General features: G+C 63.4%; 26 protein-coding genes. 9 read left to right on the top strand and 17 right to left on the bottom strand.

Annotated elements, in window-relative coordinates; translation table 11 throughout:
- Window positions 1-44: 44 nt before the first annotated feature.
- From KUW17_RS05240 to KUW17_RS05260, 5 genes are all read right to left on the bottom strand, one after another.
- Entirely contained in the window at window positions 45-2,492 is a 2,448-nt protein-coding gene (locus KUW17_RS05240) for an FAD-dependent oxidoreductase (RefSeq protein WP_222476526.1), read from the bottom strand.
- A 15-nt stretch (window positions 2,493-2,507) separates the two neighbouring features.
- Window positions 2,508-2,879: a GFA family protein gene (locus KUW17_RS05245; protein WP_222476529.1), complete on the bottom strand. Its 372-nt coding sequence runs from the start codon at window positions 2,877-2,879 to the stop codon at window positions 2,508-2,510.
- 10 nt (window positions 2,880-2,889) lie between these two features.
- Window positions 2,890-3,459 carry a helix-turn-helix domain-containing protein gene (locus KUW17_RS05250; RefSeq protein WP_222476531.1) on the bottom strand — a complete coding sequence of 190 codons (570 nt, stop codon included), beginning with the start codon at window positions 3,457-3,459 and terminating at the stop codon, window positions 2,890-2,892.
- A 201-nt stretch (window positions 3,460-3,660) separates the two neighbouring features.
- Window positions 3,661-4,116 (bottom strand): GAF domain-containing protein, encoded by a 456-nt coding sequence (locus tag KUW17_RS05255; protein ID WP_222476532.1) that lies wholly within the window; start codon window positions 4,114-4,116, stop codon window positions 3,661-3,663.
- 93 nt (window positions 4,117-4,209) lie between these two features.
- Window positions 4,210-5,382 (bottom strand): acetyl-CoA C-acyltransferase, encoded by a 1,173-nt coding sequence (locus KUW17_RS05260; protein ID WP_222476533.1) that lies wholly within the window; start codon window positions 5,380-5,382, stop codon window positions 4,210-4,212.
- A gap of 95 nt (window positions 5,383-5,477) precedes the next feature.
- On the opposite strand from KUW17_RS05260, the gene KUW17_RS05265 reads away from it, so the two are divergent.
- The 3 genes from KUW17_RS05265 to KUW17_RS05275 all read left to right on the top strand — a co-directional run bounded on the left by KUW17_RS05265 (window position 5,478) and on the right by KUW17_RS05275 (window position 8,191).
- Window positions 5,478-5,822, top strand: a complete 345-nt coding sequence (locus KUW17_RS05265; protein ID WP_222476534.1) for an STAS domain-containing protein — start codon at window positions 5,478-5,480, stop codon at window positions 5,820-5,822.
- Window positions 5,823-5,857: 35 nt separating this feature from the next.
- Entirely contained in the window at window positions 5,858-6,307 is a 450-nt protein-coding gene (locus KUW17_RS05270) for an ATP-binding protein (RefSeq protein WP_222476535.1), read from the top strand.
- Between the two features lie 309 nt (window positions 6,308-6,616).
- Entirely contained in the window at window positions 6,617-8,191 is a 1,575-nt protein-coding gene (locus tag KUW17_RS05275; protein ID WP_222476536.1) for a gamma-glutamyltransferase family protein, read from the top strand.
- A 35-nt stretch (window positions 8,192-8,226) separates the two neighbouring features.
- Here the strand turns inward: KUW17_RS05275 and hspQ are convergent, their stop codons facing one another.
- On the bottom strand, window positions 8,227-8,553 hold the full coding sequence (hspQ, locus tag KUW17_RS05280) for a heat shock protein HspQ (protein ID WP_222477534.1): 327 nt from the start codon (window positions 8,551-8,553) through the stop codon (window positions 8,227-8,229).
- A 424-nt stretch (window positions 8,554-8,977) separates the two neighbouring features.
- On the opposite strand from hspQ, the gene KUW17_RS05285 reads away from it, so the two are divergent.
- Entirely contained in the window at window positions 8,978-9,565 is a 588-nt protein-coding gene (locus tag KUW17_RS05285; protein WP_174148550.1) for a lytic transglycosylase, read from the top strand.
- 62 nt (window positions 9,566-9,627) lie between these two features.
- Entirely contained in the window at window positions 9,628-11,019 is a 1,392-nt protein-coding gene (locus tag KUW17_RS05290) for an alpha/beta fold hydrolase (RefSeq protein WP_222476539.1), read from the top strand.
- Between the two features lie 15 nt (window positions 11,020-11,034).
- Here the strand turns inward: KUW17_RS05290 and KUW17_RS05295 are convergent, their stop codons facing one another.
- The 4 genes from KUW17_RS05295 to KUW17_RS05310 form a co-directional block, all read right to left on the bottom strand.
- Entirely contained in the window at window positions 11,035-11,619 is a 585-nt protein-coding gene (locus KUW17_RS05295; protein ID WP_222476541.1) for a LolA family protein, read from the bottom strand.
- A 79-nt stretch (window positions 11,620-11,698) separates the two neighbouring features.
- Window positions 11,699-14,725: a DNA translocase FtsK gene (locus KUW17_RS05300; RefSeq protein WP_222476542.1), complete on the bottom strand. Its 3,027-nt coding sequence runs from the start codon at window positions 14,723-14,725 to the stop codon at window positions 11,699-11,701.
- 115 nt (window positions 14,726-14,840) lie between these two features.
- Window positions 14,841-16,019: an aminotransferase class I/II-fold pyridoxal phosphate-dependent enzyme gene (locus KUW17_RS05305; RefSeq protein ID WP_222476543.1), complete on the bottom strand. Its 1,179-nt coding sequence runs from the start codon at window positions 16,017-16,019 to the stop codon at window positions 14,841-14,843.
- Between the two features lie 109 nt (window positions 16,020-16,128).
- Window positions 16,129-17,460, bottom strand: a complete 1,332-nt coding sequence (locus KUW17_RS05310; protein ID WP_222476544.1) for an amidase — start codon at window positions 17,458-17,460, stop codon at window positions 16,129-16,131.
- Between the two features lie 110 nt (window positions 17,461-17,570).
- Here KUW17_RS05310 and KUW17_RS05315 point away from each other — a divergent pair, with 110 nt between their 5' ends.
- Window positions 17,571-18,797 carry an FAD-dependent monooxygenase gene (locus KUW17_RS05315; protein ID WP_222476545.1) on the top strand — a complete coding sequence of 409 codons (1,227 nt, stop codon included), beginning with the start codon at window positions 17,571-17,573 and terminating at the stop codon, window positions 18,795-18,797.
- A 24-nt stretch (window positions 18,798-18,821) separates the two neighbouring features.
- Here KUW17_RS05315 and KUW17_RS05320 read toward each other — a convergent pair whose 3' ends face one another.
- From KUW17_RS05320 to KUW17_RS05330, 3 genes are read right to left on the bottom strand one after another with little or no spacing between them, the layout of a single operon-like run.
- Window positions 18,822-19,010 carry a Trm112 family protein gene (locus tag KUW17_RS05320; protein ID WP_039184767.1) on the bottom strand — a complete coding sequence of 63 codons (189 nt, stop codon included), beginning with the start codon at window positions 19,008-19,010 and terminating at the stop codon, window positions 18,822-18,824.
- Window positions 19,007-19,651, bottom strand: a complete 645-nt coding sequence (locus KUW17_RS05325; RefSeq protein ID WP_222476548.1) for an LON peptidase substrate-binding domain-containing protein — start codon at window positions 19,649-19,651, stop codon at window positions 19,007-19,009. The genes KUW17_RS05320 and KUW17_RS05325 overlap by 4 nt, the downstream gene beginning before the upstream one ends.
- Before the next feature lie 27 nt (window positions 19,652-19,678).
- A complete protein-coding gene (locus tag KUW17_RS05330) occupies window positions 19,679-20,605 on the bottom strand; it encodes a tetratricopeptide repeat protein (protein ID WP_222476551.1) in 927 nt (308 codons plus the stop codon).
- Window positions 20,606-20,679: 74 nt separating this feature from the next.
- On the opposite strand from KUW17_RS05330, the gene KUW17_RS05335 reads away from it, so the two are divergent.
- A complete protein-coding gene (locus tag KUW17_RS05335) occupies window positions 20,680-21,201 on the top strand; it encodes a DUF6653 family protein (RefSeq protein WP_222476552.1) in 522 nt (173 codons plus the stop codon).
- 178 nt (window positions 21,202-21,379) lie between these two features.
- On the opposite strand, the gene KUW17_RS05340 is transcribed toward KUW17_RS05335, so the two are convergent.
- Both KUW17_RS05340 and KUW17_RS05345 read right to left on the bottom strand, forming a co-directional pair.
- The gene (locus KUW17_RS05340) at window positions 21,380-22,168 is read right to left on the bottom strand and encodes an exodeoxyribonuclease III (protein ID WP_222476554.1); all 789 of its coding nucleotides are present in this window, start codon (window positions 22,166-22,168) and stop codon (window positions 21,380-21,382) included.
- A gap of 235 nt (window positions 22,169-22,403) precedes the next feature.
- Window positions 22,404-23,090, bottom strand: a complete 687-nt coding sequence (locus KUW17_RS05345) for a response regulator transcription factor (protein ID WP_222476556.1) — start codon at window positions 23,088-23,090, stop codon at window positions 22,404-22,406.
- A 173-nt stretch (window positions 23,091-23,263) separates the two neighbouring features.
- On the opposite strand from KUW17_RS05345, the gene ribA reads away from it, so the two are divergent.
- Both ribA and KUW17_RS05355 read left to right on the top strand, forming a co-directional pair.
- Window positions 23,264-24,352 carry a GTP cyclohydrolase II gene (ribA, locus tag KUW17_RS05350; protein ID WP_222476558.1) on the top strand — a complete coding sequence of 363 codons (1,089 nt, stop codon included), beginning with the start codon at window positions 23,264-23,266 and terminating at the stop codon, window positions 24,350-24,352.
- Window positions 24,352-24,861, top strand: a complete 510-nt coding sequence (locus tag KUW17_RS05355) for a L,D-transpeptidase (protein WP_222476561.1) — start codon at window positions 24,352-24,354, stop codon at window positions 24,859-24,861. The genes ribA and KUW17_RS05355 overlap by 1 nt, the downstream gene beginning before the upstream one ends.
- 57 nt (window positions 24,862-24,918) lie before the next feature.
- Here KUW17_RS05355 and KUW17_RS05360 read toward each other — a convergent pair whose 3' ends face one another.
- Window positions 24,919-25,569, bottom strand: a complete 651-nt coding sequence (locus KUW17_RS05360) for a YggS family pyridoxal phosphate-dependent enzyme (protein ID WP_222476564.1) — start codon at window positions 25,567-25,569, stop codon at window positions 24,919-24,921.
- A 123-nt stretch (window positions 25,570-25,692) separates the two neighbouring features.
- On the bottom strand, window positions 25,693-26,697 hold the full coding sequence (locus KUW17_RS05365) for a porin (protein ID WP_222476566.1): 1,005 nt from the start codon (window positions 26,695-26,697) through the stop codon (window positions 25,693-25,695).
- Between the last annotated feature and the right edge of the window lie 200 nt (window positions 26,698-26,897).

Here is a 26,897-nt window from a genome sequence, read left to right on the forward strand (position 1 = left end):
GCTGAAGCCTCCTGAATTAAGCGTGACGGGCCGACCGTAGCACATCAGGCGCGCAGGCGCTCGTTGGCCGGATCCCACAGCGGTTCATCTTTCTGAACCACCGCGCGGCACTTCTCGCCGTAGATCTCGACCTCCAGCTCGGTGCCCGGCACGGCCAGCTCAGGGCGCACCATGCCCAGCGCGATGGAGGCGTTCACACGGTAGCCCCAATCACCGGAGGTGGTTTCGCCCACGATCTCGCCATCTTTCCAGATGCAGGACATGTAAGGTGCATCGGCGTCGCCAGCCTCTACGATCAGGGTCACAAAGGACTTTTTCACGCCCTGCTGCTTTTCGTTCTGAATCGCAGCTTTGCCCGGGAAGTCCTGCGGCTTATCCAGCTTGACGAAACGCTCCAGCCCGCCTTCGAGAAGCGAGTAGTCGGTGCTGAGGTCGCCTTTCCAGGTGCGGTAGCCCTTCTCGATACGCAGGGAATTCAGCGCATACATGCCGAACGGCTTGGCACCGCCTGCGAGCAAGGCATCATAGATTGCCGGCTGATGCTCATTGGCGCAATGCACCTCCCAGCCCAGCTCGCCGGCAAAGGACACCCGCGCCAGGAAGGCGGGTTTGCCCGCGACGGTGGCTTCCTGGTGGGTCAGCCAGCCAAGCGACAGGTCGGCGTCGGAGATACCTGCAAACAGCTCACGCGATTTCGGACCGGTGACGATCATGGTCGCGAATTCGGTGGTGCGGTCGGACAGGGTCAGGCCTGCGGGCAGCGCCTTCTTCAGGATCTCGAAGTCGTGCCACTGGGCCGAGCCTGCGGTGATCATGGTAAAGTGGTCTTCGCCGTGACGGACACAGGACATCTCGGTCAGGATACGGCCGCGGTCGTCCGAGAAGTAAACGAGGTTCATCCGGCCCACCTTGGGCAGACCGCCGGTCACGAGGCCGCGCAGGAATTCCGCGGCGCCTTCGCCTTCGAGATTGAAGCGGGAGAAGCCCGGCAGATCCAGTACGCCGACACCATCGCGGACTGCTTCGCATTCTTCCTGGATGCGCTGCTGCCACGGGCCGGAGCGGGCCCAGGTATGGGTCGATTCTTCGGAGGTGTCGTCACCCGGTTGCGCGAACCAGTTGGCGCGTTCCCAGCCGTTATAGGCGCCCATCACGCCGCCTAGTTCTTTGATCTTGGTATGAACTTGGCTGACCTTCTTGTCGCGCGCGGCCGGCCACTCGTGGTGCGGGAAGTGCATGGCGTATTCGTTGCCGTAAACTTCCATGCCTTTCTGGTTGCAGTAGTCCTGGTCGGTGTAGTCGGTGTAGCGGCGCGGATCGACGGCCCACATGTCCCACTCAGTATGGCCATCGACGATCCACTCGGCCAGCACCTTGCCGGCGCCGCCGCCCTGGGCAATGCCGAAGGTAAAGCTATGTGCCTCGAAGGCGTTTTTAACACCCGGCATCGGGCCGATCATCGGTAGGCCATCGGGCGCATATGGGATCGGACCATTGATCACGCTGGAAACACCGGAGGTCGCCATCAGCGGCACCCGCTCCATCGCATCGGTGACAATATCCTCGATCCGGTCCAAGTCTTCCTGCCATAGCTGGAACGAGAAGTCCTCAGGCATCGGATCGTCTTCGGTCAGCCAGTGGCCTTTGCAGTTCGGCTCGTAGGGGCCGAGATTGTAGCCGTGCTTTTCCTGGCGCAGGTAGTAGGACACGTCCACATCGCGGATCAGGGGCAGCTTGCCGCCGTGCTCCTTCGACCAGGCTTCGACCTCGGGGATCTGTTCGGTCAGCAGATACTGGTGCTCCATCACCATGGCAGGCACGGTCCGGCCGCCGTAGGGCTTGAACATCTCGCCCACGCGCTGCGCGTAGTAACCGGCGGCGTTCACCACGTAGTCACAATCAATGTCACCCTTTTCGGTGTGCACGGTCCAGGTGCCGTCTTCGTGCTGGGTCACACCAGTCGCCGGGGTGAAGCGCAGGATCTTCGCGCCCATGTCGCGCGCACCCTTGGCCAGGGCCTGGGTCAGCTGTGCCGGGTCGATGTCGCCATCGGTCGGATCATAGAGAACCCCTGCCAGGTCGTGTGTCTCGAGGAAGGGATAGTGTTCCTTGGTTTCCTCCGGGGTCCACATTTCCATCGGGATACCCTGGTAGCGGCCCATGGACATGGCGCGTTCGAATTCCTGCATCCGCTCTTTGGTGTGTGCAAGGCGGATCGAGCCCGAAACATGGTAGTTCATCGGGTAGTCGACCTCTTCGGCCAAGCCTGAATAAAGCTCGGTCGAGTAGCGCTGCATGTTCATGATCGCCCAAGACGTCGAGAAGGTCGGCACATTGCCGGCCGCGTGCCAGGTCGAGCCGGCAGTTAGCTCGTTCTTCTCCAGCAGAACACAATCGGTCCAGCCTTTCTTGGCCAGATGATAAAGCGATGAGCAGCCGACGACGCCGCCGCCGATGATGACCACACGGGCCTTGGTTGGAAAATCAGACATGTTCGCTCCCTAGTCTCAGTCTTCTTGCGGCACGCCGTCCGCAATCCGGTAGTAGTCGCCCTTGGAGGCGGTAAAGATGTGCTTTTCGACGCTGAGACCGGTGTTCCCGTCGACAGCGCCCAAAGCGAAACTGGTGGTGTCTTCCCCCGTCCCCTTCCAGAACAGGAAGGAGCCGCAGCGCGGGCAGCTGCCGCGCTTGGCCTGCGGCGTTGCCTCGAACCAGCTCACCGGACCGGTGATGGCAAGCTCCTCGTCGCGCACCTGCGCAGAGGCCCAGATGCCGCCCGACTGCTTGCGGCACTGGCTGCAATGGCACATCGAGGCATTCTGCGGTTTGGCCGCGGTTTCAAAACGGATATCGCCGCAGAGACAGGATCCCTTGATCATCGTCTTCCTCCTAGTAGACCGGCGGCGCGATCACCCAGACGGCCACCGCGGGCTCGTCGTACGGGTTCGACCATTGATACGGCTCATGCTTGATCCGGAAGCTGTCGCCAGGACCGGCAGTAAAGCTGCGGCCACCGATCAGCAGGTCCAGCCTGCCCGAGATCATGTAGCCGACCTCCTGTGTCGGCCGGTTGGCCAGCGTCTGCATCCGCGAATTGGGCTGAAAGGTGGAATGCACCATCTCGAAATCGTCGGTCAGGTCCGGCGACAGCAGTTCTTCGATCAGCCCTTCCTCGCCGGAGCCCATCGGCCGACGGGAGCCGGCACGCACAATATACCCATGTTCATCTGCCGGGGCGCCGGAGTGGGCAAACAGCATCGACATCGGCACGCCCAGCGCCTCGGCAATCTGCCGCAGGTCGGAGATCGAGGGCTCGGACATGTCGCGCTCTACCTGGCTCAGCCAGCCGACCGAGCGGTTCAGCATCGCGGCAATATCCGACAGGGTCAGCCCGCGCGCCTTGCGCAAGGCCCGGATATCCGCCCCCAGTGTCGCCGTTGCCACCGTCTGATCGTTCACCGGCCCTCTCCCCGCTTCGTGAAAAAATCCTCTCGTTTTTCACGATGGACCGAGTTCGTGAAATTTCCAAGCATTTTTTCACGAACCGGAAGGATGCCATGAAAAAACCCAGCGCCTTCAGGCGCCGGGCGGCTTTTTTTCTGGTCTACAGCCCCTTGGGATGAGGTCGCGAGGCCGGGGGCAAAGCCTCAGACATGCGAATCAGCCGCGGCTGAACACCTGCCGCAGGATTGCCTCAAGCTGGTCAGCGTCTTCCTGGGTGAAGGCATCGGGCTGGTCGCTGTCGATGTCAAACACCCCGATCAGATCCCCGGCGCCGTTCCAAACCGGCAGCACCAGTTCCGAACGGGTGGAGGAGGCACAGGCGATATGGCCCGGGAAGGCATCGACATCCGGCACCAGCTGCGCCTGGCCGGTACGCGCGGCGGCACCGCAAACGCCGCGGGAGAACGGGATCTGCAGGCAGCCATGGCCGCCCTGATAGGGCCCGATCTTCAGCAGCTCCGGCGCCACGGCGCGGTAGAAGCCGGTCCAGTTGAAGCGGCCGTCCGCGTGGTGCACCTCGCAGGCCACAGTGGCCATCAGCGCCACCTCATCTGTTTCGCCTTCGGTCAGCGCCGCGATGGTCTTGGCCAGGGTTTCGTAATCAACCTGCATGTGCAGCTCTCCTGAAACGTATTGGGGGGGCTGTCTGCCCCCTCTTGACCTCACGGTCAATTCACCCCCGAGAGTATTTCTCAAAGGTGAAGATCACACCCGCTCGATCGCAATGGCCGTGCCTTCACCGCCGCCGATGCAAATCGCGGCAACGCCGCGTTTCAGGCCGCGCTTTTCCAGCGCGTTCAGCAGGGTGACCATGATCCGCGCGCCGGAAGCGCCGATCGGGTGGCCCAGCGCGCAGGCGCCGCCGTTCACGTTCACCTTGTCGCGCGAGATGCCCATTTCATGCATGAAGGCCATCGGCACCACGGCAAAGGCCTCGTTCACTTCCCACAGATCGACGTCCTCGACGGTCCAGCCGATGGACTTTAGCAGCTTCTGGGCGGCCGGCACCGGTGCGGTGGTGAACCAGCCCGGCGCCTGGGCATGGCTGGCGTGGCCGAGAACGCGGGCGCGGACCTTCAGGCCCTGCGCCTCGGCCGCCTCGGCAGAGGCCAGGAGCAGCGCCGCGGCACCGTCGGAAATGGAAGACGCATTGGCTGCGGTCACAGTGCCATCCTTGCGGAAAGCCGGTTTCAGCGTCGGGATCTTTTCCGGGCGCGCCGATTTCGGCTGCTCATCCGCATCCGTCACCACTTCGCCCTTGCGGGTCTTCACGGTCACGGGCGCGATTTCACCGTCAAAGGCGCCGCTTTCCTGCGCTTCCAGCGCGTTGGACAGGGACTTCAGCGCGTATTCGTCCTGGGCTTCGCGGGTGAACTGGTACTTTTCGGCGCAGTCCTCAGCAAAGGTGCCCATCAGGCGGCCCTTGTCATAGGCGTCTTCCAGCCCGTCCAGGAACATGTGGTCGATCACCTGGCCGTGGCCGATACGGGCGCCGCCGCGCATCTTGGGCAGCATGTAGGGCGCGTTGGTCATGCTTTCCATGCCGCCGGCAATCATCGTGTCCGCGTGGCCCAGGGCAATCTGGTCGAAGGCGATCATTGCCGCCTTCATGCCGGAGCCGCACATCTTGTTGAGTGTGGTGGCCGGCACCTCTTCACCCAGGCCGGCAGCGAACCCCGCCTGGCGTGCGGGGGCCTGGCCCTGGCCCGCGGGCAGGACGCAGCCCATCAGGACCTCGTCAGCCGTGGCGGATCCGGCCTGCTGCAAAGCTGCCCGGATTGCCGCGCCGCCCAGCTCTGCAGCCGTCACCCCGTCATACATGCCCTGGAATCCGCCCATCGGCGTCCGGGCTGCTCCGGCGATAACAACGTCTTTCATGCAATTTTCCTCCAATCGTCGAAATATTACCTACAGAATAGTAAGGTTTGCGGTCTAGAGTGCTGCGTAATGACGTTACATCCCGGGGGACTAAAATGAGCCTGACGACCACCATGACGGGCGAAGCGCAAATCGTCAAAGTCAATGCCGAACGCATTGATGCCGCCATGGCCATCCAATTCAAGGAAGACATGCGCACGGAAACGGAAAGCGGTCCGGAGCGCGTGATTCTGGACCTGTCCGAAGTACAGTTCATTGATTCCAGCGGGCTTGGCGCGATTGTCGCCGCAATGAAGCAGCTGGGCGGGGGCCGCAGGCTGGACCTGGCCGGTTTGACTCCGATGGTGGAAAAGGTGTTCCGGCTGACCCGGATGGATACGGTCTTCAATCTCTACAGTTCCCTGAGTGAAGCAACCGCGCCGGCTGGCGCGAATTCCTGAAGACGACTGCGCTGGCGGCGCAAAGCGAGAATTTGATGGTAAAAACCTTTGCCTGCTCGTTCACGGCCACGAATCTTGATGCCCGTAACGGCATCGCGTCTGTCGTGGAACACTTGCGGTCCCTGGGTCTCCAGGCGGCCCGCGTGGACGAGGTGCAAATTGCCCTGACCGAAGCCGTGAACAACGTGGTCGAGCATGCTTACGAGGGCAAGCCCCCGGGAGATGTCCGGATTCGCGCAGAGCTGTCTCCTGAGCGCCTATGGATCAGCATTCAGGACGCAGGCGCCCCGTTTCCGAACGGCGAACTGCCGGAAGGCAAGCCTGCCGATGTCACTGTTCCCGCCGACAGCCTGCCCGAGGGCGGCTTTGGCTGGTTCCTGATCCGCGAATTGGCAAGCCAGGTCCAATATGAGCGCGCGGAAGGCAGCAACAACCTTTCACTCTGCTTCGAAATCCAAGTCACCAGCCCGCCTGCCCAAGTCTGATCCGGCTGGCGGCGCTGCGTCTCCGGCAGCTGGTTTTGCTGCATTTTAACGCTTCGCCACAATTGCGCCCTATTCCCGGCCAACCACGGCCCAACAGATATGCGAAACCTTACCTGTAGCTGAAACGAGCTTCCCCTGGTGCCGTGTATCTTTGCCCCCACCAGTGCACGGCACCGGGGACACCTGTTTCAGCCCGCCTCCTCCTCCGCTTCAGGCCATGACGCCCCGTTCCAGCCGGGCTGCACAGGATTTGAATTGCCTTCAGCGGACCCGTGCCTAGGCTTGGCGCGTCAAAAGGGGAGCACTGCCATGCGAGATTTCCATTTGCCCGGGCGATCGGCCGTCTTTGCCGCTTCCGGCATGTGCGCCACGTCGCACCCGCTGGCGGCCAGCGTCGCGCTGGATATGCTGAAACGCGGCGGCAATGCCATGGATGCAGCTTTGGCCGGGGCGGTTCTGCTGGGGATATGCGAACCGCAGATGACCGGGATCGGCGGCGATTGCTTTGTTCTCTACGCGCGGCCCGGGCAAGGCATCCAAGCCCTGAACGGGTCCGGCCGCGCCCCTGCCGCAGCCAGCGCCGCGGCTCTGCGGGCGCAGGGGCTGGATTCGGTGCCGCTGGGCAGCGCTGATGCGGTCACGGTCCCCTGCGCGATCGACGCCTTTTGCCGGCTGGCGGAAATCGAAGGCCTGCTTGGTCTCGACGTTCTGCTGCAACCTGCCATTCATTATGCTGAAGCCGGCGTTCCCGTTGCGCCGCGCACGGCTTTTGACTGGCGCAACAGCGAAGGCACCCTGCAAGGCGCAGCACGGCAGCATTACCTGCACAACGGCCGCCCGCTCCGCCAAGGCGATCTGTTCCGCGCACCCGGGCAGGCTGAAGTCCTGCGCCGCGTTGCCCGGCACGGGCGGGAAGCGTTCTACACCGGCGAAGTGGCTGAAGACATGATCGCAGCGCTGACAGCACAAGGCGGTGTCCATACGGCCGGGGACTTTGCTGCCGCCTGCAGCTTTGCAACGCAGCCGGTTGCGGGCGAGTACAAGGAGCTGAGCCTTGCCGAGCATCCGCCGAACGGCCAGGGCGCTACGGCCCTATTGCTGCTGAACATCCTGAAGCATTTCGACATCTCTGGGATGGATCCATCCGGCGCCGAACGCGCGCATATCGAGGCAGAAGCCGCCAAGCTGGCCTATGATGCACGCAACCGGTTCTTGGCCGACCCGGATCACACCGCGCGGCTGGCCCATATGCTGGCGCCGGAAACTGCCGCCCGTCTGGCTGCGCTGATCGACCCCAAACGAGCCATGGCCGCCGCTGCACCACTGACAGAAGCCGTGCACAAGGACACGGTCTATATCACGGTGGTGGACAAGGACCGGATGGCGGTGTCGCTGATCTATTCGATTTTCCACGGCTTCGGCTCTGGCATCGCGTCAGAGAAGTTCGGCATCCTGCTGCAAAACCGCGGCGCTGGTTTCACGCTGGAGGAAGGCCACCCCAATGAACTGGGCCCCGGCAAAAGACCGATGCATACGATTATTCCGGCAATGCTGCAGCAAGATGGAGAGGTGATCATGCCGTTCGGCGTGATGGGCGGCGGGTATCAGCCCACAGGCCATGCCCGCCTGGTGTCGAACCTTGCGGACTTCGGCATGGACCTGCAATCGGCGATTGACGCACCGCGTTGTTTTGCCGACGGCGGGGTTCTGAAAACCGAACGCGGCTATGGCGAGTCAGCCCGCCGGACGCTGTCGGATCTGGGGCATAGGGTGGAGGTGCCGGATACTCCGCTTGGCGGAGCTCAGGCGATCCGCATCCATCCGTCAGGCGTGCTGGAAGGCGCCAGCGATCCGCGCAAGGACGGATGCGCGCTGGGATACTGACACCGGCGCAGCGTGGCAGCCGGATGCTGCAGGTTTCAGTTCAGCTGATAATGGAGCGAATAGGCGCCGCCGTCGAAATTGCCGAACATTTCGGGCACATCCGGGTGCCCGACTGGCTCCCCCGAATAGTCCGCAACCAAGTTCTGTTCGGACACGTAGGCCACGTAATAGCTTTGGTCGTTTTCGGCCAGCAGGTGGTAGAACGGCTGGTCCTTGACCGGACGGCTGTCTTCCGGGATTGCCTCGTACCATTCCTCGGTATTGGAAAACTCCGGATCCACATCAAAGACCACCCCGCGGAAGGGATGCTTGCGGTGGCGGACAACCTGCCCGAGATTGTATTTTGCGCGTGTTCTCATCATGGTCATGCTGCCCCCGTCCTTATTAAATAGCGCGGGGGCCGGGCAATTGTCCAACAGTTGAGGCAAATTTTCAGGGAAACAGACTGTGAACCCTGCTTTAACAGTGGCTTAGGCTGCCCGTCCGGCGCGTTGGCGCAATTGCCATCAGGAGGTGGGACATGCCACATCGGGAGTCCTGAAGCAGCCCTGAAAGCGGCAGCCCGTCCAAAGGTTTGGCACCGCCGCGGCGAGGTGGGCGCCACGGCAGAAACGCTCTGCCAAGCGGTGTCGGGCCATTGGCTCCGTATGCCTGCAGCCCTGCCCGGAAGACACCTTCTGACTGGCTGCTGCTGCGGGCGCGGCTTCCTGAAATTTGATTTCCTCGCACGCAGCAATCCGCTAGACTTGCCGCAAAACAAACCCAAAACAAAAATGGGCAGAGGCAATGAGCAGACTCATCAGCGCCCTCGTTCTCCTCATGGCGGTTGCGTCTTGCGGAGGCGGGCACAAAGCGCCGCCGCGCAACCTGGATAATGCCTGCAGCATCATCCAGCAGCGCCCCGAATACCTGAAAGCATTCCGCGCGACCCAGCGCCGCTGGGGTGTTCCGGTGCATGTGCAGATGGCAACCATCTATCATGAGAGCCGGTTCCGCGGCGATGCACGCACACCGCATCAGTATCTTCTGGGGGTGATCCCGGTCGGGCGGCAATCCAGCGCCTATGGCTACAGCCAGGCTCTGGACGGCACCTGGGACGATTACCGCCGGGACACCGGACGGCGCCGGGCCAAGCGCGACAAGATCAGCGATGCCGCGGACTTCATGGGCTGGTACATGCGCCAGAGCCTCGAGAAGAACGGCATCCCCCTCTATGACGCGCGCAACCAGTACCTGGCCTATCATGAAGGGCACTCCGGCTATGCCCGCGGCAGCTACAGGTCCAAGTCCTGGCTGATGCGGGTTGCCGGCCAGGTCGAATCCCGGGCGCTGACTTATCAGGCCCAGCTCGCCACCTGCCGCAAGTTCCGCTGACCGCGGCCTGAGCTGGATTTCCGCAGCCTCTCCCCTAACATTCAGGGGGGAGGATACAGTTCATGGAACGCAGGCTTGCCGCGGTTCTGGTCGCCGACATGGCCGGTTACGCCCGGCTGATGGAAGCGGATGAAGAAGGCGTTCTGCAGCGCCAGAAGAAGCACCGCCGGGACCTGATCGACCCGCAAATCTCTGCCAACCGCGGCCACACCGTGAAAACCACCGGCGACGGCATGCTGGTGGAATTTGCGTCAGCCCACGACGCAGTCCGCTGCGCGCTGGCAATCCAGAAGGAGATGCCAGGCCGCGAAGCGGACACCCAGGAGCAAAGCCGCATCCGTTACCGTGTCGGGATCAATATCGGCGATGTGGTCTTTGACGGCGCGGATATCTTTGGCGACGGGGTCAACGTCGCCGCCCGCCTGGAGGGGCTTGCGGAACCAGGCGGCATATGCATTTCCGGCATCGTCCACGAAACCGTCAGGGACCGGCTTGGCGAAAGTTTCCGGGACATGGGCTCGCAGCGGATCAAGAACATCTCCCGCCCGGTCCGGGTCTGGCAATGGGTGCCCGATGCCCGCCCGGAACGTGAGCCGCCCGAAGCAGCGCTGCAGCAAAGAGTGAAATACTGCACGTCGCCTGACGGAACGCACCTGGCCTATACCACGATCGGCAACGGGCCGCCGGTGCTGAAGGCGCCGAACTGGATCAACCACATCGAATACGAGTGGCAAAGCCCGGTGTGGGGCCAGTTCCTGAACGAATTTGCAAGCAGCTGCAGCCTGACCCGATTTGATCAGCGCGGCAACGGGCTGTCAGATTGGGAGGTGGAGGAGATATCCGAAGACCGGATGATCGACGACATGCTGGCCGTTGCCGATGCCGCAGGGCTGGACCGCTTTGCCCTGTTCGGCATCAGCCAGGGCGCCGCCTTTTCCATGCGCTTTGCGGCACAGCACCCGGAGCGGGTCAAATGCCTGGTTTTGCTTGGCGGCTACGTGCGCGGGCGTTTGCAGCGCGAGGACCCGGAGGCGGACCGGTTCTACCAGATCGGCTACAATATGATCCGGGACGGCTGGGGGTCGCCGAATTCCATCTACCGGCACTTCTTTTCAACCACATACATTCCCGACGCCACGGCGGAGGAAGGGGAATCCTTCGATGAACTGCAGCGGCTGTCCACCAACACCGAAAACGCCCTGCGCATCATGGAGATGAACGCCGTGATAGATGCAACGCCCCATGCAGGAAACGTCAGGACTCCCACCCTGGTCCTGCACTGCCGCGGCGACCGGGCGGTTCCGGTGGAGGAAGGGCGGCTGGCGGCGCGGCTGATCCCCGGTGCTAGCTTTGTCGAACTGCCTGGCAACAACCACGGCATGGTTGGCGGGCACCCGGGATTTCAGGAGTTCTTTGACGAAGCGATGCCGTTCATCCGACGGCACACTGAGTGAACGTCAGCAGCCGGCTCAGCGGGAGCGCCCGCTTGTCGTGAACAGGCTGGAGGACAATTTCTGTCCAGTTTCCATCGCCCCCAGGACAACGGTTGTCTGACCGCCGGCGCTGTCATGGATCACCCATTTGCGCAGTTCGACCGGGCTGCCGGTGAACATCATCTCGATGCTGCCATAGTCCGGGTTTCCCGGGTCCTGCGCCCGCACGATGGTCGAGGTGCCGTCAAAGCTGTGCCCCACCACCATGTTGGCCCGGCCCAGGTCCACCCTGCGGTCCAGGATGATCGACAGCGGCGTCCGCTTCAGCGGATAAGTCTCGGGCGGCTGGTTCGACTTCGGGTCGTGGATCACTACCGCGCCGCCGCCGGCCACCACGGTGCCGCCGCCATTGCCGTCATATTCAAACCGCATGCGCCCCGGCCGGTGCATATACAGTTTGCCCGTGGACAGGCTGCCGTCGTCATTGATCTGTGTGAAGGGGGATGTCGCCGTCGTGATCCCGTTCAGGTAGCGGGAGATTTCATTCAGGCTCAGCTTCTCTGCCGCCCAGGAAGCCGGGGCAGAAAAGGTCAGCGCAAGGGCAAGTAGAATCCGTTTCATGGGCTCAACATAGGTGCGCTGCTGCAGATGTGAAGATGCCGGACCCGCAGGGATCCGGCATCGGCGGTTTTTTGTCAGCTTACTGTTCGGGAACCAGAATTTCCCGTTTGCCGACGTGGTTGGCGGCTGAGACGACACCTTCGTCCTCCATCTGCTCCACCAAACGCGCGGCCTTGTTGTAGCCGATCGCCAGCTTGCGCTGGATGTAGGAGGTGGAGCACTTGCGGTCCTTGATCACGATGGCAACCGCTGTGTCATAGAGCGCGTCCTCGGTGTCGGTATTGCCGCCGGTGTTCAGCCCCAGCACCGCGTCGATATTGTCGGCTTTGTCCTCATCCGGGCCGTCCAGCACACTGCCCACATAATCCGGCGGGCCGAATTGCTTGAGGTGGTTGACCACCTCCTCGACCTCTTCATCCGAACAGAACGGACCGTGGCAGCGGGTGATCTTGGCGCCGCCCGCCATATACAGCATGTCGCCCATGCCCAGGAGCTGCTCGGCACCCATCTCGCCGAGAATGGTGCGGCTGTCGACCTTGGAGGTCACCTGGAAGGATATCCGGGTCGGGAAGTTGGCCTTGATGGTGCCAGTGATCACGTCGACCGAGGGGCGCTGGGTTGCCATGATCAGGTGGATGCCCGAGGCCCGCGCCATCTGCGCCAGGCGCTGGATGCAGGCCTCGATTTCCTTGCCGGCAACCATCATCAAGTCGGCCATTTCGTCGACGATCACCACGATGTAAGGCAGCGCCTTGGGTTCGAACTCTTCGGTCTCGAACACCGGTTCGCCGGTGTCATCGTCAAACCCGGTCTGCACTGTGCGCGAGAACATCTCGCCCTTGGACTGCGCTTCCTTCACACGGCCGTTGTAGCCGGCGATGTTGCGCACCCCCATCTTGGACATCTTGCGGTAGCGGTCTTCCATCTCGCCCACCACCCACTTGAGGGCAACAACCGCCTTCTTCGGGTCGGTCACAACGGGCGAGAGCAGATGCGGGATGCCGTCATATACGGACAGTTCCAGCATCTTGGGGTCGATCATGATCAGGCGGCATTCATCCGGCGTCAGCTTATAGAGGAGCGACAGGATCATCGTGTTGATTGCCACCGATTTACCGGAGCCGGTGGTGCCCGCGATCAGCAGGTGAGGCATCTTGGCGAGGTTCGCGACCATTGCGTCGCCGCCGATGTCCTTGCCCAGTGCCAGCGGCAGCGCGTGGTTGCCGTCGCCGAAATCGCGGGAGGACAGGATTTCGCGCAGAACCACCTTCTCGCGCTTCTCGTTCGGCAGTTCGATGCCGATCACGGTGCGGCCGGGCACAGTCGAAACCCGCGCCGACAGCGCAGACATGGACCGCGCGATGTCATCCGCAAGGCCGATCACGCGGGAGGCTTTGAGACCCGGCGCGGGCTCAAGCTCATACATGGTGACAACAGGGCCGGGGCGAACCGAGACGATCTCGCCCTTCACACCATAGTCGTCCAGCACCGTCTCCAGCATCCGGGCGTTTTCTTCCAGCGCCTCATCGCTCAGATGGTGGCGTTCGATGCTGACCGGGTTGGTCAGCAGGTTCAGCGGCGGCAGTTCGAAATCGCTGTCACTGTCGTCGAAGGCCAGGTTGGGCTGGGCTTCCGCCTTGGCCCGCGCTGAGGGCTGCACCGGCTTTCGCGCCGGTTTCTCCACCACCGCCTTGCGCGGCTCTGCCACCGGCAGATCGACGGTCAGCCGCGGCCCGGGGGCCTTGGCCGCCTGGGGGGCATCCTGAACCGGCGCCGCCGCGTCCGGCAGAGTCTCGGCCGGCACGTGGTCCGGCGTCAGCATCCGGGGCGCGTCGTCGCCGAAGCCGGCGCGGGCGTCCTCTTCCTGCGCGTGCGCTTCCGGTGCGTTCGGAACAAAGGTTTCAGCCTCTGCCGCCTGCCAGGTCAGCGGCGACTCGTCCGGCACCGGCGGCACCGACATTTGCGCAGCGGTCAGCGGCGGCTCGGCGGGCAGGCCGCCCTGTGCGGCTGCGGGATTGAAAATCAGCGGCGCGGGACGCTGGCCGCGGCCCTTGGTCAGCGGCAGGTTCGGGTCCAGCTCCGGCGGTGTATCGGCGGCGCGGCGGATCCGCACCGCATTTGCGATCTTCTTGGAGATCCGGTCTTCGCCGCCCTGGTCATCGGCAAAGGTCTCTTCCTCGTCCGCAAAATGAGTTTCAGCGGCATAAACATCTTCAGGTGCTTGCGCCGCGGGCGCAGCCCGGCGGATCAGCCCCGGCACTCGCGACAGCAACCCGCCTTTGGCCGGCGTTTCAGGTTCTTCCAGATCAGCATCAGCCGCATAAACGTCTTCGGGATAGTCCTCGAACATCTCAGGGTCTGCATCTGCGCCGGCATAGAGGTCCTCATCGGCAGCATCCGCGCGTTCGGCACGCTCCCGGCGGTAGGTCAGCGCCGCCTGCAGCCCGCTGGAGGCACCGCGGCCCAGCAGCGCAGCTGCGGCGCCATAGCCCAGGATCAGCCCGATCATCACCTTGTGCAGGCCTTTCTTGACCTCGGGCCAGGTGAAGCCCAGCACCACGCAGCCAAGCGCCAGCATACCCGCAGCGCTCAGCAGGGACATGATCTTGACCATGAAGTGCAGGCCAACCGGCAGAAGCGCCAGCAGCGCGCCCAGGAAGGTGTAGCCAACCATTCCGCCGAGACCGAAATCATAGTTTTGCTGCCAGCTGGTGCTGGCGTTAAGGGTTTCCATATGCAGGGACACCACCAGCAGCCAGGGCACCGACAAGAGCAGCGGCCAGACCACGCGGTCCTCGCCCCGGTGCAGCACAAACCGCAGGCCCCAGGCCGACAGGAACAGCGGCATCGCCCAGCTGGCTTTGCCGAACAGGGTGATCAGGATAAAGGAGACAGAGGCGCCCGGGCGGCCCAGCCAGTTCTGCACCGGCGCGTCAGTGGACACCGTCCAGTTCGGGTCTTCGGGCGTGTACGAGCCGAGCATGGCCGCAACCATCAGCCCCACCAGGATCAGGGCAATCCCGATCAGTTCCTTGCCGCGCTTTTCAATGGCCGCCTGCATGTTGCTGTCAAGCAGCGGATCGCGGCTGCGGGTTTGAAATGCCATGCCTACCTCAGTTCCGTTTCATTCGCCCCTGCCCCGCTGTTCACCGCAAGGTCAAAGGCCTGTCCGTTCTTGGTTTTGGCTGCGCGGCCCCCAGCCAAGGGCCGCTCAGCAGAATTCAGTAAAGACAGCCGCGCAGCGTGCTCAGCGCCTCGCGGGTGTCCTCGGCGGGGGCGACCAGCGCCACCCGGATGTAAGTCTCGCCCGGGTTCTGGCCGGTCGCGCCTTGCGCCAGATAGGCGCCGGGCAGCACCCGCACCCCGGTTTCCTTCCACAGCTTCAGCGCGGCCTGCTCGCCGTTTTCCACCGGAAGCCAAAGGAAGAAGCCCGCTTCGGGCGCCATGTAGCCGTTGAGGCCGTCAAAGACCTCATCCGCAATTTTGTATTTTTCCTGATAGAGCGCACGGTTCTCCGCCACATGCGCCTCATCCGCCCAGACCCGGGCGGCGGCGGCCTGCAAGGGCCCCGGCAGCGGCGCACCGGAATAGGCGCGCAGCTGTTTGACCCGCTTGATGGTCTCCGGCCCGCCGACGATCAGCCCGGATCGCAGCCCTGGCAGGTTCGAACGTTTCGAAAGCGAGTTGAACAGTACCACCCGTTCGGGATCAGCACCCAGTTCCTGCGCAACGGTCAGCGCACCCACGGGGGCCGCATCGCGGTAGATCTCGGAGTAGCATTCATCCGCGAAGATGCGGAAATCGTATTGTTCTGCCAGCTGGATCAGCCGGGTCCAGTACGCGCGCGAGGCCACGGCCCCCTGCGGGTTCGCGGGCGAACAGATGTACGCGACCGCCGTGCGGTTCAGAACATCCTCCGGCAGGTTTTCATAGTCCGGCAGATGGCCGGTCGCTGCTGTCGCGGGGACAAACACAGGCTCTGCCCCGACAGAAATCGTCGCCACCATATAGACCTGGTAGAAGGGGTTCGGGATCAGCACCACGGGCTTTTGCCCGTTCTTCTGCTCCGGGCACAGCGCCATGGCGGCATTGTAGAGCCCCTCGCGGGTGCCGTTTAGCGCCATGATCTGGGCTTCAGGATCCGCAGTCACACCGTAGCGACGGTGGATCCAGTCCGAAATCGCACCGCACAGCTCCGGCGTGCCATCGTTGTTGGGGTATTGGTTAAACCCGGCGGCATTTTCTGCGATGACATCGGTGACCCAGGCCGGAAACGCATGTTTCGGCTCGCCAATGGTCATATGCACCACATCCCCGCCAGGGGTGTGATGGTCCAATAACGCCCGCAGGCGCGGAAACGCATAGGCTGGCAGGTTCGAAAACCGCTCAGGAAAATCCATATCTTATGCCTCGGTCACGGGATCATTGGCGCCCCGTTTGCGCCTCAGGTTACAGGGGGCGGGCGGACGCGTCCACCCGGTGATGCGGCCGTTGGGCCGAATGTGGCTTTCAGGCCAAGGCAGCCTCGATCGCGGCGCCGGTGCGCAGCAGGGCTTCCTCGCAGTCCGGCTGCCCCAGCACCTGCAGCCCGCAGCTGGGGATGCCGGTGGGCAGCGACAGGCCGCACAGCCCCATCAGGTTGCCGATCCTGGTGTTGCGCAGCGCCATCAGGTTGGAATGGACGTAATAGTCGTGGTCGCTCTGCAGCCGGTCCAGATTGGGCGGCAGGATCGGCGAGACAGGGCTGAGCACCGCGTCAAATCCGGCCACCGCCTGATCCCAGGCCATCCGGCACTGCTCCAGCTTGGCCCATGCCGCAACAAAGTCCGGGCCGCTGAACTGCGCACCGGAGCGGAAGCGTTCCAAGATCTCCGCGTACATCAGCTGCGGAGACGCTTCGATCACATCCTTCCACAATCCATAGGCCTCTGTGGTGTATAGAATAGGGCTGAGGCCCATCGCCTCGTCCAGCGCAGGCACCTCCAGCGGCACGATCTCTGCCCCGGCGCCTTTCAGCCTTTCCAGCGTCTCGCGGTGGGCAGCGGCAACTTTAGAATCGAGATCGTCCTGCGCCACGTTCTGCAAATCGGCAAACCGGCGGCCTTTCAGGGAGCCAGGGTTGCGCAGGTCAGGACCCGCAGTCCCTTCCAGCACGCCCAGCAGCAGCCCGGCATCTTCGACTGACCGGGCCAGCGGGCCGACGGTGTCGAACTTCAGGCACAGGGGCACGACGCCCTCCAGCGTGATCCGGCCGGAGGTTGTCTTGAGCCCCACAAGATCGTTCCAGGCCGAAGGAATCCGGACAGAACCGCCAGTGTCAGAGCCGATTCCGCCCGCTGCCAGCCCATAAGCCACAGAGGCTGCCGCGCCAGAGGACGACCCTCCCGGAGCGGCCTCTTGGCCATTCACGCAGGGCGGTGTTTCCTTGACCGGGTTGAAGCCAAGGCCGGAGAACGCCAGCTCGCTCATGTGGGTCTTGCCGAGGCAGACCGTGCCCATGAGCGTTGCATTGGACAGCACGGCGGCATCCTGATCCGGCACCCGCCCCTTGAGCAGGTCCGAACCGGATTCGGTTGCGGTGCCGGCGCTGTCGAACAGGTCCTTCCAGCTGATCGGCACCCCATCCAAGAGCGAGCGGCGCAAGCCCAGACGGGCGCGCTTCTCAGCCGCCTCCGCCTCCGCCAGCGCGCGGTCATGAGTCACCTGCGTGTAGATCCGGTCTTTCAGGGGATGCGCGTCGATAGCGTCCAGATAGCAGTGCGTCAGTGCCACCGGGCCGATTTCACCGGCCGCAATCCCGCGTCCCAGATCGGCGGCAGTCATCGTCAGCCAGTCTTGCATCAGCATCTCTCCCCTTGGCAGCTGCCGGTGACGGTAGCGGCAGCAGGACGCAGGCACAATCCCGCGCTTCCTGCATGGACAATCCCGTCAGCAGGCGCATATTGCGGGGCATGAAAAATGCGTCCGATATCCTGATCGTAGGCGGCGGTCTGAATGGTCCGGCCCTGGCTCTGGCCCTGGCCCAGACCGGCCACAGCGTTACCGTTGTCGACTCGCTGACCCCAGACAAACTGGCCGACGAAGGTTTCGACGGCCGCGGCTATGCGCTGGCGCTGGCCTCGCAGCGGTTGCTGCAGCAGACCGGAGTCTGGCAGCATGTCGGGGACAACGCGCAAGCCATGCTGGAGATCAAGGTGACGGACGGCCACGCGGGCCACGGGCCGTCGCCGTTTTTCATCCACTTCGACCATGCGGAGCTGGAAGAAGGCCCGATGGGATATATGGTCGAGGACCGCTTCCTGCGCCGCGCCTTCCTGCAGGCGATGGAGGATGCGCCCGGGATTACCCTGGTGTCCGGACGCACCGTAGTCGCGCAGGCGCCGGATCAGACCGGCGTGACAGTCACGCTGGATGACGGCGGGGAGCTGCGCGGCCAGGTTCTGGTCGGCTCCGACGGGCGCCGCAGCGGTACCGCGCAGCGGGCCGGTATCAAAAGGACTGGCTGGGACTATGGCCAGACCGCGCTGGTCTGCGCCATCGACCACGAAAAGCCGCACCACGGCATTGCCCACCAGTTCTTCATGCCGCCCGGGCCGCTGGCCATCCTGCCGCTGCCGGGCAACCGGTCATCGATTGTGTGGAGCGAGCGGACCGAGACCGCCAAGGCGATCCACGCGTTGGATGACGCGGAATACATCCAGGCGCTGCGGCCCCGGTTCGGCGATTTCCTGGGGGAGATTTCCCTGGCCGGAAAACGCTTCACCTACCCGTTGAACCTGACCATCGCCAACAGTTTCATCGGCGACCGGATGGCGCTGATCGGCGATGCCGCGCACGGGATGCACCCGATTGCCGGCCAAGGGCTGAACGCGGGCCTGCGCGATGTCGGCGCGCTCGCCGAGGTGATCACCGAGGCCACCCGGCGGGGCGAGGACATCGGCTCCTCCCTGGTGATGGAGCGCTACCAGCAATGGCGCCGTTTCGACACCGCCTCTCTGGCGGCGGCGACTGACGTGTTCAATCGCCTGTTCTCCAACGACAACCCGCTGCTGCGGCTGGGCCGGGACATCGGCATGGGGCTTGCGGGGGCCATCCCCGGCCTGCGCCGCGGTTTTGTGCGCGAGGCGGCAGGCCTGACCGGCGATTTGCCGCGGCTGCTGAAAGGGCAGGCGATTTAAGGGGAATTGGCGCCGCCGGCCGGATCAGTCCAGCTCGCGCGCCTCATCCACCAGCATCACCGGGATGCCGTTGCGGATCGGGAAGGCCAGGTTGGCCGCGCGCGAAACCAGCTCCTGCGCCTGGGCGTCGTATTCCAGCACTGTCTGGGTCAGCGGGCAGACCAGTGCTTCCAGCATCCGCCGGTCAAAGGCAGGCGCCTGTGTCTCGGTCATTGCAGGGTTTCCTCCTGAGAGCCGCCGCGCAGGGCAAACTCGATCAAAGTGACAAGCGTTTCCCGCCTTGTGGCAAGGCACGGCGCCTCAAGCAAGGCCTGTTTGTCCTCGGGATCAAATTCCAGGAGCATCGACAGCGAGTTGATCAGCAACTCATCATCCGCTTCTTTCAAGGCGTCCCAATCCGTGGACAGGTGTCGGGCAGAAAAGAAGCGTTCCAGCAGGTCCAGAAAAGACGGACGGTCAAGGGTTTCATCCGCTTCGCAGCGGCCAAGATCGCGGTCGAACCCCGTCCAGCTGACGTCGCAGCGCCGGTACGGCGTGAATCCGCCTGCTTCACGGGTAATCCGGAACCGGGAGACACCGGACAGCGTGACAAGGTAGCGCCCGTCCTCGGTTTCGGAAAACTGGGTCACACGCCCGGCGCAGCCAATGCTGTGCAGGTCCTCTCCGTTGCCATGCGGGGCAGGACAGGGCTGCACCATCCCGATCAGCCGCTGCCGCGTTTTCAGCGTGTCCTCAAGCATTTGCAGATACCGCGGCTCGAAGATGTGCAGCGGCAGGCGGGACCGGGGCAGCAAAAGCGCCCCGGGCAAAGGAAACACGGCAATCGTGTCCGGCAGATCGGCAGGCTGGATCATGGGACAGAGTGTAGTGCTGCCCCGGTGTTAGGCAAATATCAGCGAGCTGAGCTTGCGGCGCCCGTTCAGGACCACCGGGTCATTCGGTTTCAGCGCATCGAAGATGGTGAACAGCTGCGTCTTGGCGGCGCCGTCGTTCCACTCCCTGTCGCGGCGGAACAGCTCCAGCAGTTCCGCCACCGCCGCCTCTGCATCCCCCGCGGCATGCAGCGCCTGCGCCAGGTCGAAACGCGCCTGCAGGTCGTCCGGGCTGGCGTCCACCGCTGCCCGCAGTTCTGCCACTGGACCGGCATTCTCTGCCTGCCGCGCCAGCGCGATCTGCGCGTGGACCGCTTCGATCTCCGCCGCGCTGGAAATCTCCGCGGGGGCGCCGTTCAGAACCGCCTCGGCCTGATCCAGGTCACCCAGCGCGATATGGGCGCGCGCCAGCCCGCCATAGGCAGCGGCATTCTTGTCATCCTCGCCCAGGATCGCCGCGAAGGTCTGGGCCGCGTCCGTAACCGCCCCTTCGGCCAGCATCTGCTCCGCCGCTTCCAGCGCCTCTCCCAGGCCGCCATCGGCAGTGCCGCCTGCGGCCTCGATCACCTTCTTCACGAAGGCATCGATTTCGGACGCCGGCAACGCGCCCTGGAACATGTCGATGGGGCGGCCCTGCACGAAGGCCACAACTGTCGGGATCGACTGCAGCGGCAAGCCCTGCTGGGCCAGCGCCTGGGCCAGCCGCTGGTTTTCATCCACATTGATCTTGGCCATGGTGGCCGCGCCCTTGGCCCTGGTGACCGCCGCCTCCAGCATTGGGCCCAGGGTTTTGCACGGGCCGCACCAGGGCGCCCAGAAATCCACGATCACCGGCGCCTGCATGGATGCGTCCACGACGTCCTGCATGAAAGTGGCTTCGGTCACGTCTTTGATCAGATCATCCGCCGGTGCGGCGCTGCCAAGAATTTCACTCATCAGATTGTTCTCCGCTAGGAACTTGCCCCCTATATGGAATCCTGCGCGCCGGAAACCAAGAGAGGAGTTTGCCAATGGCCCGCCACAGGTTCGATCTCTTCGCTGCGTCAGAGCGGCTGATGAAGATGGACGACGCCGCCTGGGCGCGGCACGCAAACCCGTGGAGCGTTTTCAGCCGGATGTCGGTGCTGCCGCTGATGACCCTGGCCATCTGGTCAAGAGTCTGGCTGGGCTGGGGCGCCCTGCTGCCGGTTCTGCTGGTGCTGGCATGGACCTGGTGGAACCCGCGCGCCTTTGCGCCGCCTGCCAGCACGGACAACTGGGCCTCGCGCGGCACATTTGGCGAACGGGTGTTTTTGAACCGCGCACAGGTTCCCGTTCCCCGGCATCACGAGATGTGGGCAAAAGGCCTGGCCTGGGTGTCAGGCATCGGCATTATCCCCTGGGTTCACGGCCTGTGGGCATTGAACCCGGGCACCGCCCTGGCCGGGCTGATCCTGATGATTGGCGGCAAGCTGTGGTTCGTGGACCGGATGGCCTGGCTGTATCAGGACATGCAGGACAAACACCCCAGCTATGCCCGCTGGTTGCGCTGACCCGGGCTGCTCCCGCCCCCGCTGAAGGCCCCGGCTTTGCCGGCTCTCTTGCGGCGTTGGGCCGAGCGCCGCGCTGAGGCGCGGCGGTACTGCACTGCGCGGCAGCGCAGTGCCATGCCCAGCTGCGAGGGAACATCCGGCGGATGTTCGCGATCAGGCGGGAGGGCTCCGCCCTCAGTTAGAGATCAAAGGTCGCAAACACTGGCGCGTGATCGCTGGGTTTCTCCCAGCCGCGGGCATCGCGGAGGATGCGGCTGGAATGCGCCGCATGCCTGATGTCCGGCGTCGCCCAGACATGATCCAGGCGGCGTCCCTTGTCGGCGGCATCCCAATCCTTGGCCCGGTAGCTCCACCAGCTGTAAAGGCGGCCTTCCGGGATATCGGCGCGGGTCACATCGGACCAGTTGCCTGCGTCCATCACCTCAGCAAAATGCTCCACTTCAACCGGCGTATGGCTGACGACCTTCAGCAGCTTCTTGTGGTCCCAGACGTCATCCTCCCGCGGGGCGATATTGAGATCGCCGACCAGAATCGACTTCTCCGGCTTCTCCGCGCGGAACCAGTCCCGCATATCCGTAAGGTAGTCCAGTTTCTGGCCGAATTTCTCGTTCTGCTCCCTGTCCGGCACATCGCCGCCTGCGGGCACATAGAAATTGTGGATTACCACCCCGTTCTCCAGCCGGCCCGCGACGTGACGGGCATGGCCGAGGTCGGCAAAATCCTTGTCGCCGATATCCTCGATCGGCAGCCGCGACAGAATGGCGACCCCATTGTAGCCCTTCTGGCCGCGACCGATCATGTGGGTGTAGCCAAGCGCGGCAAAGCCCTCCAACGGGATCTTCTCCACCGGGCTCTTGCATTCCTGCAGGCAGAGAATGTCCGGCCCTTCCTCTTGCAACAGCTTCTGCACGATCGGCTCGCGCAGGCGGACGGAGTTGATATTCCAGGTGGCCAGGGAAAATGGCATCGCGCGCCTCGTCATGTAATCCGGGTTCGGCCGCGATACTGCCTGCGCGGGCGGGGAAGTGCCAGAAGTGTTTTTCTTGGGCGGCATCAGACAGCCGGAACAAAAAAAGGCCGGGCATCAAGCCCGGCCAAGTCCAACAGGGAGGTGCATATCATGACCCGGATATGCGCGGGTATGAGGTCTTTCTAAAGATGAACCTCGGGTTCTTCGTTGATCTGCCTCAAGGCCATCCGCATCAGGCGACCAATCGGTATCCGCCTGATTCTGTCACCAGCAGACGCGCATTTGACGGATCGGGTTCGATTTTCTGCCGCAAACGGTAGATATGGGTTTCCAGCGTATGAGTGGTGACACCCGCGTTGTACCCCCAGACCTCATGCAGCAGCACGTCGCGCGGCACCACGCCGTCGCTGGAGCGGTAAAGGAACTTGAGGATGTTGGTTTCTTTTTCCGTCAGCCGGATTTTGCGCTCATCCTCAGTGATCAAGAGCTTCATCGACGGTTTGAACGTATACGGGCCAAGCGCAAAGACCGCGTCCTCGGACTGCTCATGCTGGCGCAACTGGGCGCGGATACGGGCCAGGAGCACCGGGAATTTGAAGGGCTTCGATACATAATCATTGGCGCCCGCATCCAGGCCGAGGATGGTGTCCGCATCGGTGTCGTGACCGGTCAGCATCAGGATCGGCGCCTTGACACCCTGCTTGCGCATCAGGCGGCACAGCTCGCGCCCGTCGGTGTCCGGCAGGCCGACATCCAGAATAATCAGATCGTAAAGGGCCTCCTTGGCGCGCTCCATTGCAGTTTGACCGTTCTCCGCCTCGAACACGTCGAAGTCCTCGGTCATCACCAGCTGCTCGCTCAAGGCCTCGCGCAGGTCCTCGTCGTCATCAACCAGCAGAATTTTTTTCAGTTGCGCCATCGGCTCGCCCTCCTGTTCTCAAGACCACACATGCGCATCCCTTGCGCCCGCGGCAAGATTTGCTGCAAAACTCTCACGCCGACGTGTCCATGGCATGGAAAATGTTTCACATCCGTTGCATTTAGGCGTAAAGACAGCGAGCTTCTGTTACAAAATAACACCGGAACTCCCGCATGAGCCTGATGCCCACCATGATCGAACTGCTGGCCCGCGCCCGGGTCGATCTGCGCATGGGGCTGCCGGTTGTGCTGACGGACGGTGGCGAGGGCGCGCTGGCGATTGCCGTGGAAGCGCTGACTGAGGCACGCCTGTCGGACATGCGGTCCCTGGGCCCGTTGTCTCTGGCGCTCACGGCCCGCCGGGCAGAAACGCTGAAGGCGCGGGTTTATGACGAGGATACTGCCCGTGTGTGCGTGCCGGAAGCCGAAGGGCTGAACTGGATCCAGGCGCTGGCGGATCCGGCGGATGATCTGAACACACCGATGAAAGGCCCGCTGTCCAGCCAACGCGGCGGCAGCGCGGATCTGCACCGGCTGGCCATTGCCCTGGCGAAATCCGCCCGGCTGCTGCCTGCTGCCGCGCTTGTGCCTGTCAGCGATCCGTCTGCCTTTGCCGCATCCCACGGACTGACAACTGTTTCGCGCAGCGCTGCCGAACCTCTGCTGAGCGAAAGCTCACCGTTGCACCCTGTCGCAGCGGCCCGGCTGCCGATGACAGCCGCCGAAGCCGGGAGGCTCCATATTTTCCGCCCGGAAGATGGCGCGGAAGAGCACTATGCAGTGGAGATCGGCCGCCCCGACCGTTCCAAGCCAGTGCTTGCGCGGCTCCATTCGGCCTGTTTCACCGGCGACGTGCTGGGCTCGCTCAAATGCGACTGCGGCCCGCAGCTGCAGGGCGCGCTGGCGCAGATGGGGACGGAAGGCGCGGGTGTTCTTCTGTACCTCAACCAGGAGGGCCGCGGCATCGGACTGGCCAACAAGATGCGGGCTTATTCGCTGCAGGATCAGGGATTCGACACGGTGGAAGCCAACCACCGGCTGGGGTTTGAAGACGACGAACGCGACTTCCGCCTGGGCGCGGCCATCCTGCAAAAAATGGGCTTCTCCCAGGTGCGGCTGCTGACCAACAACCCCAACAAGATCGCGATGATGAAAAAAACCGGCATTCAGGTGGCTGAACGTGTGCCGCTGAAAGTGGGGGAAAACGCCCACAATCAGCATTATCTGGCTACCAAGGCCCGCAAATCCGGGCACATGCTGTAATGACGCCCGCGGATCTGGTCCTGACCCCGGCCGGTGTCCGCTTTTTGGGCCGGGTGCTGCCCTGCACAATCGGCAAGGGCGGGCTGTCCGCGGGCAAGCGCGAAGGCGATGGCGCCACACCGGTTGGCATTCACCGGATCTCAGGCATGCTCTACCGTCCCGACCGGCTGCGCCGCCCCGCGCCCTGGGCTGAACGCATCGGCCCGCGGGATCTTTGGTCTGATGATGCGGGCCACGGCAGCTACAACCACCGTGTTCGCGCCCCCTATGCTTTCAGCCACGAACGGCTGCGCCGGGCGGACCCGCTTTATGACCTGGTCCTGATCACTGACTGGAACTGGCCGGATGCCATTCCCGGCAATGGATCGGCCATCTTTCTGCACCAGTGGCGGCGCCCCGGCTTCCCCACCGAAGGCTGCATCGCCTTTTCCCGGGCCCACCTCCACTGGCTGGCCGCCCGGATCAAGCCCGGCACCCGGGTCATCGTGCCCGCCTTGGGCCGCGCCTGACGCATCCGGGGCTTTCCAGAAAAATCCTGGCATGAGCTTTCAGAAAACTTTTGCGCCTCAATAGGTCCGGGCGCCGAAGATGGCTGAGCCGACGCGGACATGGGTCGCGCCCAGCGCAATGGCCGATTCAAAATCGCTGCTCATCCCCATCGACAGGCCCTGCAGCCCATTGCGCTCGGCGATTTTCGCCAGCAGTGCAAAATGCAGGCTGGGCTCCTCATCGACCGGCGGGATGCACATTAGCCCCTTCACAGGCAAATCCAGCTTGCGGCACTCCGCAATGAAAGCGTCTGCATCAGCCGGCATCACACCCGCCTTCTGCTCTTCTTCACCGGTGTTCACCTGAATGAACAGGTCCGGGCATTTGCCCAGTTCCTGTGCCAGCCGGGCAATTGTATTGGCCAGCTTGGGCCGGTCCAGCGAATGGATGCTGTCGAACAATTCCATCGCCTGGCGCGCCTTGTTGGTTTGCAAGGGGCCGATCAGGTGCAGGTCAATCCCGTCGAACTGTTCCGCGAAACCCGGCCATTTGCCCGCAGCTTCCTGCACCTTGTTCTCGCCAAAACAGCGGTGGCCTTCCTCCAGCACCGCCTGAACCCGCTCATTCGGCTGCACTTTGGATACCGCGATCAGCTGCACGCTGCCCGGTGCGCGGCCCGCCTTGGTCTCGGCCTTGGCTATTCTGGATTTGATCTCTTCAAGCGGCATGGGTCCGGCCTCATCACTGTTTGGCCGCAAGAAACACTGTTTGCCTGGAAATGTTAAGCCGCAAAAGAAAAGGGCGGGTCCCGAAGGAACCCGCCCCGAAAGTCACGCTAGGCGTGCTTCAGCTTAGAAGCTGAAGTGCAGACCTGCCTGCACGGAGTTTTCGTCTTCGTCTGCGTGCGAGCTAACCGCACCAGCAACGAAGGTCACGCCGCCGCCCAGGTCGTACTCGTAGTTGATGCCGAAGGCAGTGCCGTCACGGCCGCCTTCTTCGTTTGCATCAGCGGAGTTCACCCATGCAACGATGGTGGACGCGGAGCCCAGCTCAACGTCGCCAGCCAGGGTGATGGAGTCGCTTGCCATGGTGGTACCATAGGACAGGGTCGCGCCGAACTGACCGAAGTCACCGCCGACTGCCAGGAAGCCCAGCTCGTCGTTGGCTTCAACGTTCGAGTCCTGGTAAGCACCGGACACGAAGTAGTCGCCGAAGGAGTAGCCCAGAGCCACTGCGATACGCTCTTCGCCTTCAGCCGCTTCAACTGCCGGGCTGACGGTACCGTCGGACGGATCGTCGTCAACATCAACTGCGATGGTGTCGTTCTGGTTCGAGTAGGAGATGTGGCCGGTGAAGCCGCCTGCGGAGTAGATCGCTTCAACACCGTTGCGGCCGTTGCCCGCGGAGGTGAAGGTATCCCAGTTGAAGCCGTTGCCGATGGCCAGGGAGTTGAAGCCCATGCCGTCGATGCCGGTGCCGACCGAGGTGGTGTTCAGGTACAGGCCCTGAACGGAGTCAACTGCGCCCCAGATGTTGCCGACGTTAACACGCAGGCCGCCGTATGCGACGTGGAACTGCGGAGCGGACCAGTTAGCAACGCCTGCGTTGCCGTCACGGCTTTCTGCCTGGGCGCGGATACGGCCACCAACGGTCACGCCACCGTCGGTTTCGGTCGACGCGTCAAAGGTCAGACGGAAACGGCTGGTGATGTTGGTTTCGGAAGCGCCGTTGACGTCACGGTCGTTGGCTTCGTTCCAGTCCAGACCAAAACGGCCGTAGCCGGAGATCTTGACTTCTGCCGCGGCCATGCCTGCGGTGGCGATCAGCGCGGTAGTCGCGAAGAGAACCTTTTTCATGTTTTTCCCTCGGTTTTCTATTCCTCAGCCCAAACCGGGGAATCCGGCGTGGGTATGCCAAGGGGTTTCGCTCTTTCGCCCCCGTTTTGGCAAGGCTTGGGAAAGTCGGGCGAAACGATGCGGCCCCGGATGGTGCAGCTTTGCCACAGTCCGCCCGTCTGAGGCCCCCGCCACATCCCCGATCAGCCCTGCAAAAGTCC

The sequence above is a fragment of the Leisingera aquaemixtae genome, assembly GCF_019801145.1.
GTDB classification, from domain to species: Bacteria; Pseudomonadota; Alphaproteobacteria; order Rhodobacterales; family Rhodobacteraceae; genus Leisingera; species Leisingera aquaemixtae_A.